Origin of the sequence: Brevibacillus sp. NL20B1 (genome assembly GCF_018195675.1) — a bacterium.
GTDB lineage: Bacteria > Bacillota > Bacilli > Brevibacillales > Brevibacillaceae > Brevibacillus > Brevibacillus aydinogluensis.
Map to the genome: position 1 here is coordinate 16814 of NZ_JAGTPT010000023.1, position 18175 is coordinate 34988.

The window sequence follows — 18175 nt, forward strand, 5'->3', positions numbered from 1 at the left end:
TGGATGCTCGACTTGATCATGAAAGACATCCTGGGCTCACCGTCCATATTGGTAGGCTTGTTTGCCCTGATCGGGTTGCTGCTGCAGCGTAAAGGCGTGGCAGACGTCGTATCGGGAACCTTGAAAACCGTCATGGGCTTTTTGATCCTGTCAGGCGGTGCAGGAATCTTGGTTGGTGCACTGGGTTCTTTCGGGAGTATGTTTGACGAAGCGTTTCACATCCAGGGGGTTATTCCCAACAATGAGGCTATCGTAGCCCTGGCGCAGCAAACATTTGGCGCGGAAACGGCGTTGATCATGCTGTTTGGGATGATCGTCAACATCTTGCTTGCCCGCTTGACTCCTTTTAAATACATATTCTTAACCGGTCATCATACCATGTTTATGGCTTGTCTGATTGCCGTCATTTTATCTACGGGCGGTGTCAAAGGAGTCCCGTTGGTGGTCATTGGATCGCTGATTCTTGGCTCCGTGATGGTCCTGTCTCCTGCCATGCTGCAGCCGTTTATGCGGAAAATCACGGGGAACAATGACATTGCGATGGGGCACTTCGGTTCCATTGGTTACCTGGTGGCAGGCTATATCGGAAAAGTCGTCGGGAACCCGGAAAAATCGACAGAAGATATCAAAGTGCCAAAATCGCTCGGTTTCTTGCGGGATACATCGGTGTCCGTCTCGTTAACCATGACGGTCCTGTTTGTCGTCGTGGCCATTGCAGCGGGGCCTGCTTTTGTGGAAGAGAATTTGAGCGCTGGCCAGAATTATGTGGTGTATGCCATCATGCAGGCGATTACGTTTGCAGCAGGTGTGTACATTGTCATGGCAGGGGTGCGGATTTTGCTCGCGGAAATTGTGCCCGCATTTAAAGGGATCGCGGAAAAACTGGTGCCCAATGCCATTCCGGCACTGGATTGCCCAACGGTCTTTCCGTTCGCATCCAATGCGGTTGTCATCGGATTTTTCGTAAGCTTTATTGCGGGACTGATCTCCATGTTCCTGCTGCCCCTGTTCGGATTGAAAATTATTGTGCCGGGTCTTGTCCCGCACTTCTTTACAGGGGCTGCGGCCGGCGTGTTTGGAAATGCGACAGGCGGACGGCGCGGCGCCATCGCCGGGGCATTCGTCAACGGCCTCTTGATCAGCTTTTTGCCGGCGATGCTGCTGCCGGTGCTCGGCTCGCTGGGGGTTGAAGGAACCACGTTTGGTGATGCCGACTTCGGGTTTGTCGGGATTATCCTGGGCAAAGTAATGGCTCTGTTCAATTAATAAGATTTGACAAAACCCCTTTCCACCGTATGGAAGCGAACGTACGGCGGGAAGGGGTTTTCCATTCTGCTGATGCTCTCTAGTCTTGGGAGAAGAAGGTGAAGTTCAGTTCATCTGGCGAATGAGAGGTGATTGCTGATAGAAGCGTTTTTGTTACGTGTTCCACACGTTGATTTTCATAGAATTCAATATTCCAACTGCAATGGGCTTGTGCCACGTGAGACAGAAACACACCAATGATGGAACAGAGCTCATCTTTTTCCGCAGCATCAAGTGAATGCGGTGTTACAATATGGCATTTGATGTGGTTCTCTCGACTCTCTATGTCTTCATTCAGGTATGGATAATCCTCTTGAGAAGGGGGTCTGCGCAGATCCATAATCATTAATCTGCAGCGCTTCTCGTTGATTGTCAGGTCCCAGGCTTCTGCATCCTTGAATCGAAACACGCGCTCCATATCCCAGAAATTCACGATTGTGCATTCCGCCCCTTTCAGTGAGTCCGTACAAATCGTACTCTCCTCTGAAATTAACCTTTTCATTCGGCATGGCTCCAGTTGAGTAAACCATACGGCTTCACCCGTGCGAGATCCTCCAAGGGTCTCGCTGTATTTTTTTCGGAAAGAAAGGTACTGGCAAGTAACGGCTTGATTATTGACAGATGCAAATGAAAACCATTATCATTAACCTGTCTAAATGTGGCAGCGACAATCATGATTACGGAATGAATGGAAGTGGGTTTCACAAATGTCAGCAGCATCCAAACCAAAACCCCCCATGCAAACTCGGCCCGTTTTGGCTTTGTTCATTCTCTTCGCCGGGTTGATACTGCTTGTGCTTGGTTTGACCCTTTCGATTTCCGTTGGGACAGCTGACATTCACCTGCTGACAGTATGGGAAGCGCTCTTTCATTTTCAGTCAGATGTGACACAGCACCAAATCATTCAGGAGTTGCGATTGCCTCGGGCGTTGTGCGGAGCGCTGGTTGGCGCCGGTTTTGCCGTGGCGGGCGCGATCATGCAGGGGATGACCCGCAACCCGTTGGCAGACCCCGGCCTTCTCGGCGTGAATGCCGGTTCGGGCTTCGTGTTGGCGCTTTGTTTTGCATTGTGGCCCAGCCTGCCTTTTCCGTACGTGATCCTGTTCTCCTTCCTCGGCGCCGGTCTGGGGGCGGGGCTGGTGTATGGGATCGGTTCCCTGGCCAAAGGAGGATTGACTCCGGTCAGGCTGGCTTTGGCTGGCGCAGCCGTCAGCGCCCTGCTCGTGGCCCTCAGCGAAGGCGTGGCGATCTACTACCAGGTGGGGCAGGAACTGGCCTACTGGTACGCAGGCGGCGTAGCGGGAGCCACGTGGCTTCACATCAGGATCATGTTCCCGTGGATTGTGGCTGGTTTGGTCGCGGCCCTGATGCTTTCCCGTTCCATCACGGTGTTTAGTCTGGGAGAAGAAATGGCAGCCGGTTTGGGGCAGCGAACAGGTCGCGTCAAGCTCGCCGGTGCCGTGATCGTTTTAATCCTGGCGGGGGCGGCGGTGTCTACGGTCGGCATGATTGGCTTTATCGGTTTGGTTATCCCGCATGTGGCTCGTTTTTTGGTAGGCGTAGACTACCGGTGGATCATTCCGTGCTCTGCCGTGCTAGGCAGTGTGCTCATGGTGTTTGCCGATATTGGCGCGAGAATGATCAATCCGCCTTACGAAACGCCGGTAGGCGCCCTGATTGCCCTGCTCGGCGTGCCCTTTTTCCTCTGCTTGGCCCGCAGGGAAAGGAGGGAATTGGGATGAAAGCGATGGCAGGGTCCGTGGAAAACCGGCGAAAAATCCGCGCAGCCAAGGTTATGGCCGTGCTGGGCGTATTGATGTTTGCGTCGTTTTTCATCAGCATGAACACGGGGTTTATCAAACTCTCGCCGTGGGATGTCATGAAGACGCTGGCAGGCGCAGGCACCGAGAAACAGGAGCTTGTCTTGTTTGACTTTCGGCTGCCTCGTATCGTTCTTTCTGTGCTGGTGGGAGCGGGGTTGGCTGTCTCCGGGGCGATATTGCAGGGCGTTTCCCGGAATGCACTGGCTGATCCGGGCTTGTTGGGAATCAGCGCAGGGGCAGGCCTCGCGGTGATCCTGGTTATTTCCTTTTATCCGATGACGGAAGGCGCGCCTGTTTACCTGCTGCCGTTGTGTGCATTTGCAGGCGCTTCCCTGACTGCCGCACTCATCTACTCCCTGGCCTTCCGAAAGGGACAGGGCGTTGCGCCGACGCGGCTCATTCTGGTGGGGATTGCCGTTTCTGCGGGCATTAGCGCCGCCATGATCGTGCTTACGATCAAGCTGAATCCCGAAAAATTTCAGTTTGTTTCCGTGTGGCTGGCGGGCAGCATCTGGGGAGCGAACTGGCACTTTGTCCTGGCTTTGCTGCCCTGGCTCATCATCCTGCTTCCCTATGTCATGGTGAAAGCGCGGGTAATGGATATCCTGCGCTTGGGAGAACCGCTCGCGATTGGTCTTGGCACGTCCACGGAACGGGAACGGATCAGACTGCTTGCCGCAGCGGTCGGGTTAGCGGGCGCAAGCGTGTCGGTCGGAGGCGGCATCGGCTTTGTCGGTCTGATTGCGCCTCACCTGGCGCGGCGGCTGGTCGGTCCCCATCACCAGTATCTGATTCCTGCTTCCGCACTGACGGGAGGACTGCTGTTAATCGTGGCGGACACACTGGCTCGCTGGATTCTGCAGCCCTCGGAGATTCCCGTCGGCATTGTCGTGGCCGTTATTGGCGCACCGTACTTCATCTATTTGCTGATGAAGACCTGATGAATGGAGGCGTAAGTGTTTATGGGACGTCTGTATGCACAGCAGGTAGATATCGCCTATGGTGATCGCATCATTGTGGAACAGTTGAATCTGAGCATTCCCACGGAGAAAATCACGGCCCTGGTGGGTGCCAACGGTTCCGGGAAGTCTACGATCCTCAAGACGCTGGCGCGGATCATGAAGCCGAAAGACGGGGCCGTTTTCCTGGACGGGAAGGCCATTCACAGCCAGTCGACCAAGGAAGTGGCGAAGCAGCTTGCCATTTTGCCGCAAAATCCAACGGCCCCCGACGGGCTTACCGTCTCCGAGCTGGTCGGCTACGGGCGGTTTCCTCACCAGAGAGGATTCGGTTCGTTGACGCAGGAGGACAAGCGAATCATTCAGTGGGCGATTGAGGTCACAGGCATCGTGGAATTTCGTGACCGCCCGGTTGAACAACTGTCCGGTGGGCAGCGGCAGCGGGCATGGATCGCCATGGCGCTGGCCCAGCAAACCGATTTCTTGTTTCTCGATGAGCCCACGACGTTCCTGGACATGGCTCACCAACTGGAAGTTCTCGAACTGCTGCACAAGCTGAATCAAGAGGAACAGCGCACGATTGTCATGGTGGTTCATGACCTGAACCATGCGGCGCGTTACGCCCAGCACATGATCGCGATCAAAAAGGGCAAGGTCGTTTGCGAAGGCGCTCCCGATCAGGTGATGACGCATGACGTGCTGCGTGAAGTATTCGGGATTGAAGCGGATATTGTTGCCGACCCCCGAACGGGGGTGCCGCTGTGCCTGCCGTATGGGTTGGCGCATGCATCGGTTGAACGAGCGCATTCGCATGAAAAAGGGGCATGAACCTGATTTTCAATCAAAACGAACACGGTACAAGCGACGGAGAACGGTTGGTCGCACCGTGTTTTTCTTTTTTGCTGCGGCTTGCCAGAACAGATGGTTCTGTCAAATGCTGACATCGGAAGGATCGGCGAGCACGCATTAACCGTCTGACGGCTTCCCCTGGACGAACCAGGGAGGACAGTGGCGATGGCCCGTCGCGGGAAAAGGAATTGACAGTGGTATCCATTCATGTTACCGTACCAGTATACGCAACGATAAAATTTTCTGAAAAGGAGGGGTGTCTGTCATGATCCGGAATTGGATTTCGTTTGATGCCGGTCACAATTCCATAGCTCATGATGTGACCTCCCTTCTGACGCCAAGAGCAGTACAGTGCACACGTATCATTTTTGCTGCATATGCGTAAGCAGGCGCAGGTCACGCACCCTCGTGGCATGCGATTTTCTTAACTTCAATCGTTGTGACAAGCACACCGCTCCCGAGTGGTGTGCTTTTTCGTCTTGACATGAGAAGAGGAGGGGAAACCACATGCTGTCGGTCATACAAAAGCTGGGATGGTTTTTCAGGCGCGAGTGGAAACGGTATACGCTTGCCGTGTCGCTGCTCATCTTTGCCGGCATCCTGGAGGTGATGCCGCCGATGATAGTGGGCCGTTCGATTGACGCCATTCAGCACGGGACGCTGACGTGGGCAGGGTTGACACAGACGCTGATCTTGCTGGGTGTAATCGCAGTGGCCGTGTACATCATCACCTACGTGTGGATGTATCAGCTGTTTGGAGGGGCCTTTGTGGTGGAGCGGCTGATGCGGTCCCGGCTGATGCGCCATTTTCTCAAGATGAGCCCGCCCTTTTTTGAACGGAACCGTACAGGTGACTTGATGGCCCGGGCAACGAACGACCTGCAGGCGATTTCGCAGACGGCCGGCTTTGGGATTTTGACGTTCATTGACTCCACGGTGTGGATGGCGACGCTCCTGGTGACGATGGTTTCGTTTGTCTCCTGGAAGCTGACGCTGGCGGCTGTATTGCCGATGCCGATCATGGCGGTGCTGATCAGTTTTTACGGGAAATGGATGCATGCGCGGTTTACGGCGGCGCAGGATGCGTTTGGCGAGATGAATGACGGCGTACTGGAGACGATCTCGGGCATTCGCGTAATCCGGGCGTACGTGCAGGAGCGGGCGGCAGAGAGGCATTTTGCCGATGTGACCCGGAACGTGCTGGAGAAGAATCTGGCCGTGGCCAGGATCGACGCCCTGTTCGAGCCGACGATCAAGATATTTGTCGGGGCCAGTTACCTGATCGGGCTTGGGTACGGGGCCTCCCTGGTCTTTCACAACGAATTGACGATCGGCGGTCTGGTGGCCTTCAACGTTTACCTGGGCATGCTGATTTGGCCGATGTTCGCGATCGGCGAGATGATTAACATCATGCAGCGCGGCAATGCCTCTCTGGACCGGGTCAGTGAAACGCTCAACTGTCCTCCTGACGTTCCCGAACCAAAGGAGACGATCGCGGTGGAACGTCCCGAACGAATCGAATTTAAGCACGTGACATTTCGGTATCCGACGTCTGCCGTCAACAATTTGGAGGACGTGACCTTTACCCTGGAAAAAGGACAGACGCTGGGGCTGGTGGGACGCACTGGCAGCGGCAAAACGACGCTCATCAAGCAATTGCTGCGGGAATATCCGCCGGGAGAAGGGGTGATCACCATCTCCGGCATCCCGATCGAGCGGATTGACATGGATCAGCTGAAATCGTGGTACGGGTATGTGCCGCAGGAGCAGTTTTTGTTCTCAAGATCGGTGAGAAACAATATTCTTTTTGGCAGTGGCGGTGCGACAGCGGAGCAGTTGGACGAGGCGATCGCGGCGTCGGCGTTTCAAAAGGACTTGGCTTACCTGCCGCACGGGTTGGAAACGCTTGTCGGGGAAAAAGGCGTCGCGCTCTCGGGCGGACAGAAACAGCGGGTCTCCATCGCACGGGCGCTGATTAGCGATCCGCCCATTCTCATCCTGGACGATGCGATGTCGGCGGTGGACGCGCGGACAGAGGCGGAGATCATCGCCAACATCCGCCGAGCGCGTGCCGGCAAAACCACGATCATCGCGGCGCACCGGCTCTCCGCTGTTCAACACGCCGATCTCATCCTGGTGCTCGACGAAGGACGGATTGTGGAGCGGGGGACGCACGATCAGCTTATGAAACAAGACGGCTGGTACAAAGAGCAGTTTGAACGCCAGCAGGTGGAAGCAATACTGACCGGAAGCAGGGTGAACCAAACGTGAGTATGGAGAGGAAAACGTTTGATTTGGAGATGGACCGGACTGCTGGCAGCCTGGCCAAAACAGGCAGGCGGCTGATTCGATACGCACTGCATTTCAAGACCTCGCTGATCCTGGCGCTGCTCATGCTCGCCGTGGCCGTGGGCACGGATCTGGCCGGGCCGCTGATCGCCAAGCGGATGATCGATGTGCACATTTCCGGCATCGAGCAGCCCTGGTACGAAACGAAAGCGGAAGGGGCGTATGCGGTCGCGTACGGCGAAAAGCTGTACAAACGGGCGGACCGCTTTGCAGCAGACGAGCCGCGCGGTGCGGAGGTCAGGGTCCTGCAGGTGAACCGGGACTACTATTTTGTCGAAAGCCCGCTTGCTTTTGACGGTGATCGATCCATCACGGAAGACGGGCGCTTGCTGATTACAAATGGGGAGCAAAGGCAGACCTACGAAGCACGCAGGCTGACGGTCGGAGAGATGTATATGTTTTTCCGACCGGAGATGAACGGGCTGCTTCACCTCTGCCAGTTCTATTTCGGGTTGGTCGTCTTGTCAGCGCTGTTCAGCTACGGTCAGCGGTACCTGCTGCAGGCCACGGCCAACCGCATCATCCGCAAAATGCGGACGGACGTGTTTGCTCACATTCACCGGCTGCCGATCCGCTATTTTGACAATCTGCCGGCGGGGAAGGTCGTGTCGCGGATCACCAACGACACCGAGTCAATACGAGAGCTGTACGTGTCGGTATTGGCCAACTTTTTCACCGGTTCAATTTACATGATCGGGGTGTTTGCCGCGCTATTCGTGCTGGATGTCCGGTTGGCGGCAATCTGCCTGTTCATCGTGCCCGTGCTGGCGGTGTGGATGTATGTCTACCGGCTGTATGCCAAGCGGTACAACCGTGTCATTCGCTCCACCCTCAGCGAAATCAACGCCATGATCAACGAATCGATCCAGGGCATTGCGGTGATTAAGGCGTTTCGCCGGGAAAAACAGACAGAGCGGGAGTTTGAGGAGCACAATACCCGCCACTTCACGTACCGCAGCAAGCTGCTCAGCTTAAACGCCCTGACCGGCCACAATCTTGTCGGGTTGATTCGGACGATCGCCTTTGTGGCGCTGATCTGGTATTTTGGCGGTGTCTCCATCTCCGGAGTGGAGGGAGCGATCTCGCTTGGCGTGCTGTATGCGTTTGTCGATTATCTGAACCGGCTGTTTCAGCCGATTGTCGGCATTGTGAATCAGCTGCCCAACCTGGAGACCGCGCTTGTCTCCGCAGAGCGGGTATTCGTCTTGCTGGACGAGAAGGGCGAAGATGTCTCGGACGACAGGATGGAGCGGTTCAAGGGGAAAGTGACCTTCGAGGACGTCTGGTTTGCCTACAAGGATGACGAGTACGTGCTCAAGGGCATTTCGTTTGAGGCGATGCCGGGACAGACGGTGGCGCTGGTCGGACATACGGGGTCCGGGAAAAGCTCCATCCTGAACCTGCTTTTTCGTTTTTACGACGCTAGCCGCGGACGCATTGCCATCGACGATCGGGACATTTGCGAGATACCCCGTCAGACCCTGCGGGAGCACATGGGTATCGTACTGCAGGACCCGTTCCTGTTTACGGGAACGATCGCGTCCAACGTGTCGCTTGGTGATCCTGCCATCTCCCGGGAGCGGGTGGAACAGGTGCTGAGCGAGATTGGAGCGGATCGCCTGCTCAAGCATTTGCCCAACGGCATCGACGAGCCCGTAGTGGAAAAAGGCAGCACCCTGTCGGCGGGACAGCGGCAGCTCATCTCGTTTGCCCGCGCGCTTGCATTTGATCCCGCCATCCTGATCCTTGACGAAGCCACTTCCAACATTGACACGGAGACAGAAGCGATTATTCAAGAGGCGCTGGACGTGGTGAAACAGGGGCGGACGACGTTTATCATCGCCCATCGGCTGTCGACGATCAAACATGCCGATCTGATTCTCGTCCTGGACCGGGGCGAAATCGTGGAGCGGGGAGACCACGAGACGCTGATGAAGCTGGGCGGCCGCTATTATCACATGTATCAGCTGCAGCAGGGAGAGCGGGTGTCAATGGGCGAGAAGACAGGGACACTGTCTCCGGGCACGGTGTAAAAAACCTCCTTTATCAGGAGGTTTCTTGATCGTTTCTTGTCTTAGTGCTCGATCAGGCTATCCAACGGCACTGTCCGTTCTTTCTCCGGCTCACCCAGGGGATAGATGCGGGCCGTTTCGTTTTGCTCATCGACATGTTGGATGTAGACGGGAATGCCGTCGCAGGTCACGTTTGCCATGACGGGGGAAGCGGCAATTTCTTTTGCCCGTTGTACGTTCATCGTTTGCCCTCCTTGTCGTTGTTTCCAGTGATATTGTGTGCTCGCGAAGTTATCCATATGCGGACGCAAACGAGATCACATGGTAGAATAGACGGAGCATCTCTTGGGTGAAAGCGGGACGAATCATTCACATTCGCTGTATTTGCCGTATTCGGAGGAGAACAAATCATGTATCAAACGCACACGCTCCAAGAAAAATTGCGTCAGTTCCTGTCCGTGCTGCTGCCGATTCTGGTCTCGCAGTTGGCCCTGTTTTCCATGACCTTTTTTGATACGATCATGTCCGGCCACGCCGGTCCCGTCGACCTGGCGGGCGTGGCGATCGGATCGAGCATCTGGGTCCCGATCCAGTCAGGGCTGACCGGCATCCTGCTGGCGGTGACGCCGATGGTGGCCCAACTGGTGGGGGCGATGCGGAAGGATCAGGTGCCGTTTACAGTCATACAGGCGCTCTATTTGTCCGTCGTGATCGGCGTCGCTGTCATCCTGTGCGGTGCGCTGGTTCTTGAGCCGATTTTGAACAGCATGAGCCTGGAGACGGACGTACGCGAGATTGCCAGGCGATACCTGATTGCGCTGTCGTTTGGCATCGTCCCCATGTTTGTCTACACGGTGCTGCGCTGTTTTATCGACGCGCTCGGCATGACGCGGGTGACGATGATCATTACGCTGATTTCCCTGCCAATCAACGTCGCGTTGAACTACCTGCTCATTTTCGGGAAGTTCGGTTTTCCCCGGCTCGGGGGCGTCGGTGCGGGGGTGGCATCGGCCATCACCTATTGGTGCATCACCCTGATCAGCTTGTACGTGGTGCATCGCGTTCAGCCGTTTACCGAATACAGGATGTTTTCGCGGATGTTCCGCTTGTCCTTGCCGGCGTGGAAAGAACTGCTCCGGCTTGGCGTGCCGATCGGCTTCTCGATCTTTTTCGAGGTGAGCATTTTTGCCGCCGTCACGCTGCTGATGAGCCAATTCAACACGGTTACGATCGCGGCGCACCAGGCGGCGATGAACTTCGCTTCGTTTATTTACATGGTGCCGCTGAGCATCTCCATGTCGCTCACGATCGTGGTCGGGTTTGAAGTGGGGGCCAAACGATTCCGGGACGCCCGCCAGTACAGCTTCCTGGGCATCGGCATCGCCCTGATGATGGCGAGTTTGTTCGCCGTCGGGCTGTTCCTGTTTAGCCAACAGGTGGCCGGTTTTTACACGACCGACCCGGACGTGCTTCAGCTTACACAGCATTTCTTGATGTACTCCATTTTGTTTCTCTTGTCGGACGCAGTGGCTGCACCGATCCAGGGCATTCTGCGCGGGTACAAGGACGTGACGGTCCCGTTCGTCGCCGCGCTTGTCTCCTACTGGGTGATTGGCCTGCCGCTGGGCTATCTCTTGGCCAACTACACCTCCCTGGCCGCGTTCGGGTATTGGATTGGCCTGATCGCCGGACTGGCCGCAGGCGCCGTGTTTTTGTTCGGCCGGCTGCTCCTGATGCAGCGGCGGACGGTCAAAGCCGACGCAGCTGCTTGAGCGGCTGCGGCAGTTCAACACAGCAAGAAGCCGTGACACGAAGCGCGTCACGGCTTTTTTCATCACAGGCCCGGGCTGCTTTCCACCCGGCCGCGGGCAAACTGCCTGGTCTGTGCGTAGAGATAGAGCAAAAAGATCAGCAGCAGGCCCCCCTGTGCTACGATTGCAGCGGATACGCTGGCGCCGAAGTAGACGATGACGTAGTAGATGCCGGAGCCGACCAGCATCAGGATGTTTTCGACGAAATTTTGGATCGCAATCGTCTGCCCTGTACCGACGACCTTTTTGCCTTCTTCCTGCAGCACGGTGTTCATCGGGACGATAAACACCCCGCCCATGAAGCCGACCATTAGCAGGAACAGGATGGCGATCGCCGTGACGTGAAACCAGGGGAACAGCAGAATCAACAGGAACATGCCGAATCCGTAGACAACTGAACGGTAGAACCGGTTCAGCGGGATCAGCCGGGGCGCGAGAAACGCGCCAAAGATGATCCCGATCGAAGTGGTGGCCAGGATCAGCGAGACGGAAAAGCTCTCCGGATGGATGCCGAGCGCGGCGGGAATCCAGGCCAGCACCGCGACCCGCAGCACGGCTGAGCTCATCCAGAACGCGCCGGTGCCGATCAGGGAGAAGCTGGTCTTAGGCCGTCCCATCAACTGGCGAAAGTTGTGGAAGAACCGCCGCGCCTCCGTGCCGTAGCGAATCCGGGGATTGCCGTGGAGGCGCGGGATGAAAAACGTCAGCGCCACGGAACAGACGTACAGGACCATGCAGATCAGCGAGGAGATCAATGGGGGCGTCATTGAGGCGATCGCCCCTCCGCCGCCAATCCCGGTCAATATGGCGAAGATCGTGTACGCTTCGATTCGTGCGTTGGCGCGAAACAGCTCGTCTTCGCTATGCGTCAGCTCCGGCAGAATCCCGTACTTGGCCGGAGAGTAGACGACAGCGCCCACCCCGACCGTGAAGTAGCTGAGCATCAGCATCAGGATGCTGGTGTGGTCGGTCACCAGCAAGAGCAGGACGCCGAACGCCTTGATCAGGTTGCCGATCACCAGCACCACTGATTTGGGGTGCTTGTCGGCAAACGGTCCGACGACCGGGGCGAGGACGATGTACGGCGGGAAAAACGACATCGAGACAAGTGCGAGCATCGCGGGAGAAAAGCCGTTCTCCCGCAGCAGATTGGCGATCACGAACAAAATCATGTTGTCGGCAAATGCGGACAAAAACTGTGTGAAATACAGGGCTTGAAGCGGCTGCCATCTCGTCTTCACGACGCGTTCCTCCCTTGTTCGGCAAACTGTTTCAGCGTGACGTAATCGGTTTTGCCGCTGCCCAGAAGCGGCAGCTGCTTGATGACTTGCACGGCGGATGGGAGCAGCAGGGGAGAGAACTGCCTCTCCGCCAGGTATGCTCGCAGCCGGTCCATGCGCACGGATTCGTCCGTCGTGTACAGCACGATTCTTTCGCCTCTGCGCGGGTCGCTGACGGCGATGGCGGCCAGTTCGGAGTGGCCGAAACACTGGGCGGCCAATTCTTCCACCAGATTGAGCGAGACCATCTCGCCGGCGATTTTGGCGAAGCGTTTCAACCGCGACTGGATCGTGAGAAAGCCGTCGGCATCCTGTTCCACCAGATCGCCTGTCGGGTACCAGTCGTCTGCCGGGAGGAAACCCTTGCCGTGGATCAGGTACCCTTTCATCACATTGGGCCCTTTGACCAGCAGATGACCCCCGCGGGCGATGCCCTCCACCGGCTCCAGACGGGATTGGATGCCAGGCAGCAGCCGTCCGACGGTGCCCGGCCTGTTGGCCAGCGGCGTATTGAGCGACAGGATCGGAGACGTCTCCGTCGCGCCGTAGCCTTCAAAAATCCGCACTCCGAATTTCTCCATCCACAATTGCCGTACATCCGGTTTCAGCTTCTCCGCACCGGCAAAGACGTAGCGGAGCGAATAGAAGTTGTAGGGATGGGCGGCTTTGCCGTACCCGGCCAGGAAGGTGGAAGTGCCGAACAGGATCGTCGCATTCTGGTCGTAGCACAGTTCGGAGATCACCTTGTAATGCAGCGGGCTGGGGTACAGAAAGACGGGGACCCCGGCGACGACCGGAAGCAGGGTGCCTGCCGTCAGCCCAAAGCTGTGAAACATCGGCAGCGCGTTGAAAATCTTGTCGCGGGCGGTGATGTCGATCACGCTGGTCACCTGTTTGATATTGGCGTACACATTGGTGTGTGTCAGGACAACGCCTTTCGGTTTGCTTTCGCTGCCGGAGGTGAACAGGATCAGTTCGTTGGCGCCTGCCTGCGACCGCTGGCGGGTCAGGTAGCGGTAAAGGGCAGTGAGCTTGTTGCCGGTGGTCGCGGAGGCTTTCACATCCTCCAGGTAGATGATCGCGACGCGCTCGGAAAGGCCCTGGATCAAATGCTCCAGTTTCCCTTTTTCGATAAACACGCGGGAGGTCAGGACGGTGTCGATGCCTGCCGTCTCGCAGCAGTCTACAAGCGACCGGATGCCGAGCGAGAAGTTCAGGATGGCGGGAGTGATCCCGACCCGGAACAGGGAGAGCAGGGTGACCAGATGACCGACCGAGTTGGGCAGGAGCACGCCGACGGACTGTTTGCCGGCCAGGAGCGTCTTCCACTTGTCGCCGAGCAGGTAGCTGGCGACCAGCAAGGTGCGATAGCTGACGGAGGTGGTCAGATCCTTGGCGATCACCTGCCGGGCACCGTGGATGCGGGATGCCTCCAGCGCCTCGTCGAACAGGTTGATGTCCTGCTTCATCCGCGCCTGGAACAGCTCAGTCTGCAGCGTGCGCAGGATAAAGTCGCTGGCCGCTGCCTTTTGCTCGCGCATCGATTCGTGATCGTTTTTGTGCAAGGTGAACGGCGTGCCGACAGTAATGGTCACTTTGGGGAACCAGGCGATCCGCACTTTGCCTTTCAGATAGGAGAAGACCGACCGTTCCAGCCCCTGGATGATGACGGGATAGACGGGAGCACCGGTGCGCATGGCCAGGTAGCCGACGCCGCTGTAGATTTTCATCAGGCCGCCGGTGGTGGTAATCCGGCCTTCGGGGAAAATCACCAGCGATTCCCCGTTTTTGAGCACCCGCAGCATGTGACGGATCGAGTACGGATTAAGCGGGTCGACTGTGACATGCTTGCGGAATCGAAGGAAAAATGAGAATCTTTTGGCGATTTCTGTGTTGGCGACAAATGTGGTGCTGGACGGCAAGAAAAAGGCCAGCAGAACCGCGTCCAGGAGCGAGACGTGGTTGGGGATGATAATGCAAGGCCGCGAGACGTCCAGTTTGTCGAGGCCCCGGAAGCGGGGGCGGAACCAGAGAACCAGGATCCACTTGACCAAATGATACATGAGTGCCATTTCGGACCACACCTTTACGAAAAAATAAGTGCTGTTAGCTTTCATTCTAAGGAGTGGCCCCGGCAAAAAAAGTACCAACTTTCATTGGTACCTGGTCATAACACCTGCTGGGACATTGTGGAAACGTCTCAGATCATCTTTTTCTGTTTCGCTTTGGCGGCCGCTTCCTTGCTGGTTTTGACGCCCATTTTTTTTAAAATGCGGTTGATGTGATTTTTGATCGTCCGTCTGGTAATGTGCAGGGTTTGTTCAATCTGGGACTGGGTGCGGCCTTGGTCGATCAGCCGCAGGATGTCTTTCTCCGCCGGAGAGAGCAGCTTTTGGGCCTCATCCTGTTTCAAGCGCAGAAACTCGCTGCGCAATGCGGCGGCAGCGGTGGGGTGGATCGCCGATTGGCGGTGGTGGGCCGCCCGGATGGCATCGGGGATCTCGTCAAAGTTTGCCTTGCTGATGTAATTGACGGCACCTGCGGAAAAGGATTCCACAATCACGTCCTGCGCCGTCAGGGATGTCAGCATGATGATGCAGCAGTCTTCCCGCATGTCGGCGAAGGCAAGTGCGGTGTCGATGCCGTCGAGATTGTTGTCGCTCAAATTGATGTCCATCAGGACCACGTCGGCTTCGCAGTTTTTAAAGCGCTCGATCGCCTCTTCTCTGGACCCGGCTTCGCCGACGACAGTGATGTCGTCCTGCCGGTTGAGATAATCAGCCAGGCCTGTTCGCCAGGCCGGGTCGTCTTCCACGAGAAACACGCGAATTTTTTCCATGGTTGTTTACCCCCCTAGTGAGCCTCCGCTCTTCCGGCTCGCGCGACACGTCTGCGCGGGAAGAACAAAAACACGGTCGTACCTTGGTTCTTGACGCTGTATATCTCCATCATGCCCTGGTGCTTCTGCATTACGTTGTAGCAGTAGGACAGCCCCAGGCCGAAGTTTTGGCCGGTCTTCTTGGTGGAAAAAAACGGGTCAAACACGTAGGGCAGGTGCTCCTGGGCAATTCCCACGCCCGTGTCGGCCACCGCGATGACCAAATGTTTGTTGGACAAGAACAATTGCAGCGTGAGTGTGCCGCCCGCTTTCATCGCCTCCAGGGCATTCATGCAGAGGTTGGTGAGAATCTCCCGAAGCTGTACGCGATCACAAGTGAGCCGCAGTGTTTCGTCCAGCTCGGTGACGATCTGGACGTGCTGCTCGTCGGCACCAGGCTTTAGCGTGTGCAGCACCTGGGCAATCACTTCGCTGGGGTTCACCGTTTCCTCGCGCAGCACGATGTCCTGCAGTTGTCCCTGAATCCGGTTGGCCATATTTAATATATGCTGGGCCGATTGGGACAAAATCCGCGCGTCTTCCATCAGAGCCGGCTGGTTGGTCTCGGCGGCGCGGGTTTGGATCCGGTCGGCGTAGAGCAGAATTTTGCCCACTTCGTTCTTGATCGTGTGGTTGACGATCTGCGCCCCGGAGGTCATCGCCCGCAGCGTGCTGTCCAGGCGGCGCTTCTCCACGCGCAGCTTCACGCCGAGAAACCCGTACTTTACGCTGATGAACAGTATCAGAAAAAACTGAATTCCAACGACCAGGGTGTTGTACCGCCAGGCGTCGTACAGGTTTTGCGTCCGCATCACGTAGATCAGGATGAACACGAGCAGCAGGGGAATGATGACGAGTATGTTGGTAAACAGACGGCTCTTTTTGACGAGCGGGTCTTTTTCCTTTAGGTACAGCAGCACGAGCATCAGACTCGCTGCGATGAAATAGGGAAAGACCCAGGCGACCATGATCCAGTAGTTAAACGCCAGCACCGGGTAGATCGGCGTGATCGCCCACATGACCAGCGGGGGCACGAGGGCGGCGTACTGAATCAGCCGCTTCGTCTTGCGCGTGAACCAATCACCGGAGTGGACGGCAAACATGAGGTACGTGTACGGCAGCCCCACCTGACAGAGAAAGGAGGCACTTCGGCTGGTGAACAGCAGCAAAGCTGCCAGTGCCGGATAGCGGGCCGCATAGTCCTGCAACAGGGGAAACAGCGTCTCGTCGATCACGGCGGAGAAAAAGCCGCCTCCCCCGACAAACGCTGTAGCGCTCCCCCAGCGGGCGTAAGTGCTTTTCGGATCGGTGAAGAGGACAAATAACCCGAAGGCCCAGATGGCCAGCAAAATCAGGATCATCATTGCGAAAGTCTCCTGTCATTCGTCTATGCTTATTATACTGTAATGAAGTAGCGGGGGAGACGGAAGATTTCGGGCAGGCATGAAGAACAGCAACATGTGAAAAAAGGCGCGTTGGACATCATATACTGTGCATATTCCATGAAGGAGGAAGCGGCATGGCGTACAGAATCGAAAGGGATACCCTGGGAGAAATGAGGGTGCCCGCGGACAAACTGTGGGGGGCGCAGACGCAGCGCAGCTACCAGAACTTCCGGATCGGCACGGAACGGATGCCCCGGGAGATCATTCGGGTGTTTGCCGTATTGAAGAAAAGCGCGGCTTTGGTCAATCAGCGGCTGGGCAAACTGGACAGCGAGAAGGCGGAGGCCATCGCGGCGGCGGCCGATGAGGTGCTGCAGGGGAAGTGGGACGAGCATTTTCCCCTGGTGGTGTGGCAGACCGGCAGCGGCACGCAGTCCAACATGAACGTGAACGAAGTGATCGCCAACCGGGCCAACCAGCTTCTGGAGCGGCAGGGAAGCGCGCTGCGGGTCCATCCCAACGACGATGTCAACAAGGCGCAAAGCTCCAATGACACGTTTCCGACGGCGATGCACGTCGCCGGGCTGATCGCCGTCGAAGACCAGGTGCTGCCCGCTCTGGCCGCCCTCAAGGAAACGCTGCGCCAGAAGAGCGAGGAGTACCGGGACGTGATCAAGATCGGCCGCACCCATCTGCAGGACGCCACCCCGCTGACGCTGGGACAGGAGATCAGCGGCTGGCACCGCATGCTGGAAAAAAGCGAACGGATGATCACGGAGAGCGCGGAATACCTCCGGGAGCTGGCGATCGGCGGCACGGCCGTCGGCACCGGCATCAACGCTCATCCCCGGTTCGGCGAAATGGTGGCGGAAGAGATCAGCAGGCTGACGGGGAAGCGCTTTGTCTCCGCGGTCAACAAGTTCCACGCCTTGACCAGCCACGATGAGCTGGTTCACGTCCACGGCGCGTTCAAAGCGCTTGCCGCCGATCTGATGAAAATCGCCAACGACGTCAGGTGGCTGGCCAGCGGTCCGCGCTCCGGCATCGGCGAGATCACGATTCCGGCCAATGAGCCGGGCAGCTCCATCATGCCCGGCAAGGTGAATCCGACGCAGAGCGAAGCGCTCACGATGGTCGTCTGCCAGGTGATGGGCAACGACGCGGCGATCGGATTTGCCGCCAGCCAGGGCAACTTTGAGCTGAACGTGTTCAAGCCGGTGATCATCTACAATTTCCTGCAATCGGCCCGGCTGCTGGCTGACGCCATGCGTTCGTTTTGCGACAACTGCGCAGTCGGCATCAAACCGAACCGGCCGGTGATCGAACGGAATCTGGAACGCTCGCTCATGCTGGTCACCGCGCTGAATCCGCACATCGGCTACGAAAAGGCGGCGACAATCGCAAAGCTGGCTCATCAGGAAGGGATCACGCTGCGGGAGGCGGCGGTCAAAAGCGGGCTGTTGTCGGCGGAGGAGTTCGACCGGATCGTTCGGCCGGAGAACATGATTCATCCGAAAGAATAGC

15 protein-coding genes are annotated in these 18175 nt (G+C 57.0%); 8 read left to right on the forward strand and 7 right to left on the reverse strand.

Annotated elements, in window-relative coordinates; genetic code table 11:
• Nucleotides 1-3: 3 nt before the first annotated feature.
• Nucleotides 4-1266: a PTS ascorbate transporter subunit IIC gene (locus KDN35_RS15075; protein ID WP_171563955.1), complete on the forward strand. Its 1263-nt coding sequence runs from the start codon at nt 4-6 to the stop codon at nt 1264-1266.
• A gap of 79 nt (nt 1267-1345) precedes the next feature.
• On the opposite strand, the gene KDN35_RS15080 is transcribed toward KDN35_RS15075, so the two are convergent.
• Together KDN35_RS15080 and KDN35_RS15085 are read right to left on the reverse strand one after the other, a co-directional pair.
• Nucleotides 1346-1723 (reverse strand): hypothetical protein, encoded by a 378-nt coding sequence (locus KDN35_RS15080; protein ID WP_212133122.1) that lies wholly within the window; start codon nt 1721-1723, stop codon nt 1346-1348.
• A gap of 80 nt (nt 1724-1803) precedes the next feature.
• Nucleotides 1804-2025: a hypothetical protein gene (locus KDN35_RS15085; protein WP_171563882.1), complete on the reverse strand. Its 222-nt coding sequence runs from the start codon at nt 2023-2025 to the stop codon at nt 1804-1806.
• 17 nt (nt 2026-2042) lie between these two features.
• Here KDN35_RS15085 and KDN35_RS15090 point away from each other — a divergent pair, with 17 nt between their 5' ends.
• From KDN35_RS15090 to KDN35_RS15110, 5 genes are all read left to right on the forward strand, one after another.
• The gene (locus KDN35_RS15090; protein WP_371808863.1) at nt 2043-3047 is read left to right on the forward strand and encodes a FecCD family ABC transporter permease; all 1005 of its coding nucleotides are present in this window, start codon (nt 2043-2045) and stop codon (nt 3045-3047) included.
• On the forward strand, nt 3044-4069 hold the full coding sequence (locus tag KDN35_RS15095; RefSeq protein ID WP_171563958.1) for a FecCD family ABC transporter permease: 1026 nt from the start codon (nt 3044-3046) through the stop codon (nt 4067-4069). Before KDN35_RS15090 ends, KDN35_RS15095 begins: the two co-directional genes overlap by 4 nt.
• Nucleotides 4070-4090: 21 nt before the next feature.
• The gene (locus tag KDN35_RS15100; RefSeq protein ID WP_212133123.1) at nt 4091-4915 is read left to right on the forward strand and encodes an ABC transporter ATP-binding protein; all 825 of its coding nucleotides are present in this window, start codon (nt 4091-4093) and stop codon (nt 4913-4915) included.
• A gap of 528 nt (nt 4916-5443) precedes the next feature.
• A complete protein-coding gene (locus KDN35_RS15105) occupies nt 5444-7207 on the forward strand; it encodes an ABC transporter ATP-binding protein (protein ID WP_212133124.1) in 1764 nt (587 codons plus the stop codon).
• Between the two features lie 2 nt (nt 7208-7209).
• On the forward strand, nt 7210-9318 hold the full coding sequence (locus KDN35_RS15110; protein ID WP_212133147.1) for an ABC transporter ATP-binding protein: 2109 nt from the start codon (nt 7210-7212) through the stop codon (nt 9316-9318).
• Nucleotides 9319-9359: 41 nt separating this feature from the next.
• Here KDN35_RS15110 and KDN35_RS15115 read toward each other — a convergent pair whose 3' ends face one another.
• On the reverse strand, nt 9360-9539 hold the full coding sequence (locus tag KDN35_RS15115; protein WP_171563961.1) for a small acid-soluble spore protein H: 180 nt from the start codon (nt 9537-9539) through the stop codon (nt 9360-9362).
• Nucleotides 9540-9707: 168 nt separating this feature from the next.
• On the opposite strand from KDN35_RS15115, the gene KDN35_RS15120 reads away from it, so the two are divergent.
• Nucleotides 9708-11069, forward strand: a complete 1362-nt coding sequence (locus KDN35_RS15120) for an MATE family efflux transporter (protein ID WP_212133125.1) — start codon at nt 9708-9710, stop codon at nt 11067-11069.
• Nucleotides 11070-11131: 62 nt separating this feature from the next.
• Here KDN35_RS15120 and lplT read toward each other — a convergent pair whose 3' ends face one another.
• The 4 genes from lplT to KDN35_RS15140 all read right to left on the reverse strand — a co-directional run bounded on the left by lplT (nt 11132) and on the right by KDN35_RS15140 (nt 16630).
• Nucleotides 11132-12349 carry a lysophospholipid transporter LplT gene (gene lplT, locus KDN35_RS15125; RefSeq protein WP_212133126.1) on the reverse strand — a complete coding sequence of 406 codons (1218 nt, stop codon included), beginning with the start codon at nt 12347-12349 and terminating at the stop codon, nt 11132-11134.
• A complete protein-coding gene (locus KDN35_RS15130) occupies nt 12346-14460 on the reverse strand; it encodes an AMP-binding protein (RefSeq protein ID WP_212133127.1) in 2115 nt (704 codons plus the stop codon). The genes lplT and KDN35_RS15130 overlap by 4 nt, the downstream gene beginning before the upstream one ends.
• A gap of 128 nt (nt 14461-14588) precedes the next feature.
• Nucleotides 14589-15227, reverse strand: coding sequence for a response regulator (locus KDN35_RS15135; protein ID WP_212133128.1), 639 nt, complete (start codon nt 15225-15227; stop codon nt 14589-14591).
• Between the two features lie 14 nt (nt 15228-15241).
• Nucleotides 15242-16630, reverse strand: a complete 1389-nt coding sequence (locus tag KDN35_RS15140; RefSeq protein ID WP_212133129.1) for a sensor histidine kinase — start codon at nt 16628-16630, stop codon at nt 15242-15244.
• Nucleotides 16631-16785: 155 nt separating this feature from the next.
• Between KDN35_RS15140 and fumC the strand changes: the two genes are divergently transcribed.
• A complete protein-coding gene (gene fumC / locus KDN35_RS15145; RefSeq protein ID WP_212133130.1) occupies nt 16786-18174 on the forward strand; it encodes a class II fumarate hydratase in 1389 nt (462 codons plus the stop codon).
• The last annotated feature ends 1 nt before the right edge of the window (nt 18175 follow it).

Bases quoted from the DNA above. Each gene is read 5' to 3' on its own strand.
- KDN35_RS15075 (WP_171563955.1), top strand. From the start codon at position 4: ATGCTCGACTTGATCATGAAAGACATCCTGGGCTCACCGTCCATATTG.
- KDN35_RS15080 (WP_212133122.1), bottom strand. From the start codon at position 1,723: ATGGAGCGCGTGTTTCGATTCAAGGATGCAGAAGCCTGGGACCTGACA.
- KDN35_RS15085 (WP_171563882.1), bottom strand. From the start codon at position 2,025: ATGCTGCTGACATTTGTGAAACCCACTTCCATTCATTCCGTAATCATG.
- KDN35_RS15090 (WP_371808863.1), top strand. From the start codon at position 2,043: ATGCAAACTCGGCCCGTTTTGGCTTTGTTCATTCTCTTCGCCGGGTTG.
- KDN35_RS15095 (WP_171563958.1), top strand. From the start codon at position 3,044: ATGAAAGCGATGGCAGGGTCCGTGGAAAACCGGCGAAAAATCCGCGCA.
- KDN35_RS15100 (WP_212133123.1), top strand. From the start codon at position 4,091: ATGGGACGTCTGTATGCACAGCAGGTAGATATCGCCTATGGTGATCGC.
- KDN35_RS15105 (WP_212133124.1), top strand. From the start codon at position 5,444: ATGCTGTCGGTCATACAAAAGCTGGGATGGTTTTTCAGGCGCGAGTGG.
- KDN35_RS15110 (WP_212133147.1), top strand. From the start codon at position 7,210: ATGGAGAGGAAAACGTTTGATTTGGAGATGGACCGGACTGCTGGCAGC.
- KDN35_RS15115 (WP_171563961.1), bottom strand. From the start codon at position 9,539: ATGAACGTACAACGGGCAAAAGAAATTGCCGCTTCCCCCGTCATGGCA.
- KDN35_RS15120 (WP_212133125.1), top strand. From the start codon at position 9,708: ATGTATCAAACGCACACGCTCCAAGAAAAATTGCGTCAGTTCCTGTCC.
- KDN35_RS15130 (WP_212133127.1), bottom strand. From the start codon at position 14,460: ATGGCACTCATGTATCATTTGGTCAAGTGGATCCTGGTTCTCTGGTTC.
- KDN35_RS15135 (WP_212133128.1), bottom strand. From the start codon at position 15,227: ATGGAAAAAATTCGCGTGTTTCTCGTGGAAGACGACCCGGCCTGGCGA.
- KDN35_RS15140 (WP_212133129.1), bottom strand. From the start codon at position 16,630: ATGATGATCCTGATTTTGCTGGCCATCTGGGCCTTCGGGTTATTTGTC.
- fumC (WP_212133130.1), top strand. From the start codon at position 16,786: ATGGCGTACAGAATCGAAAGGGATACCCTGGGAGAAATGAGGGTGCCC.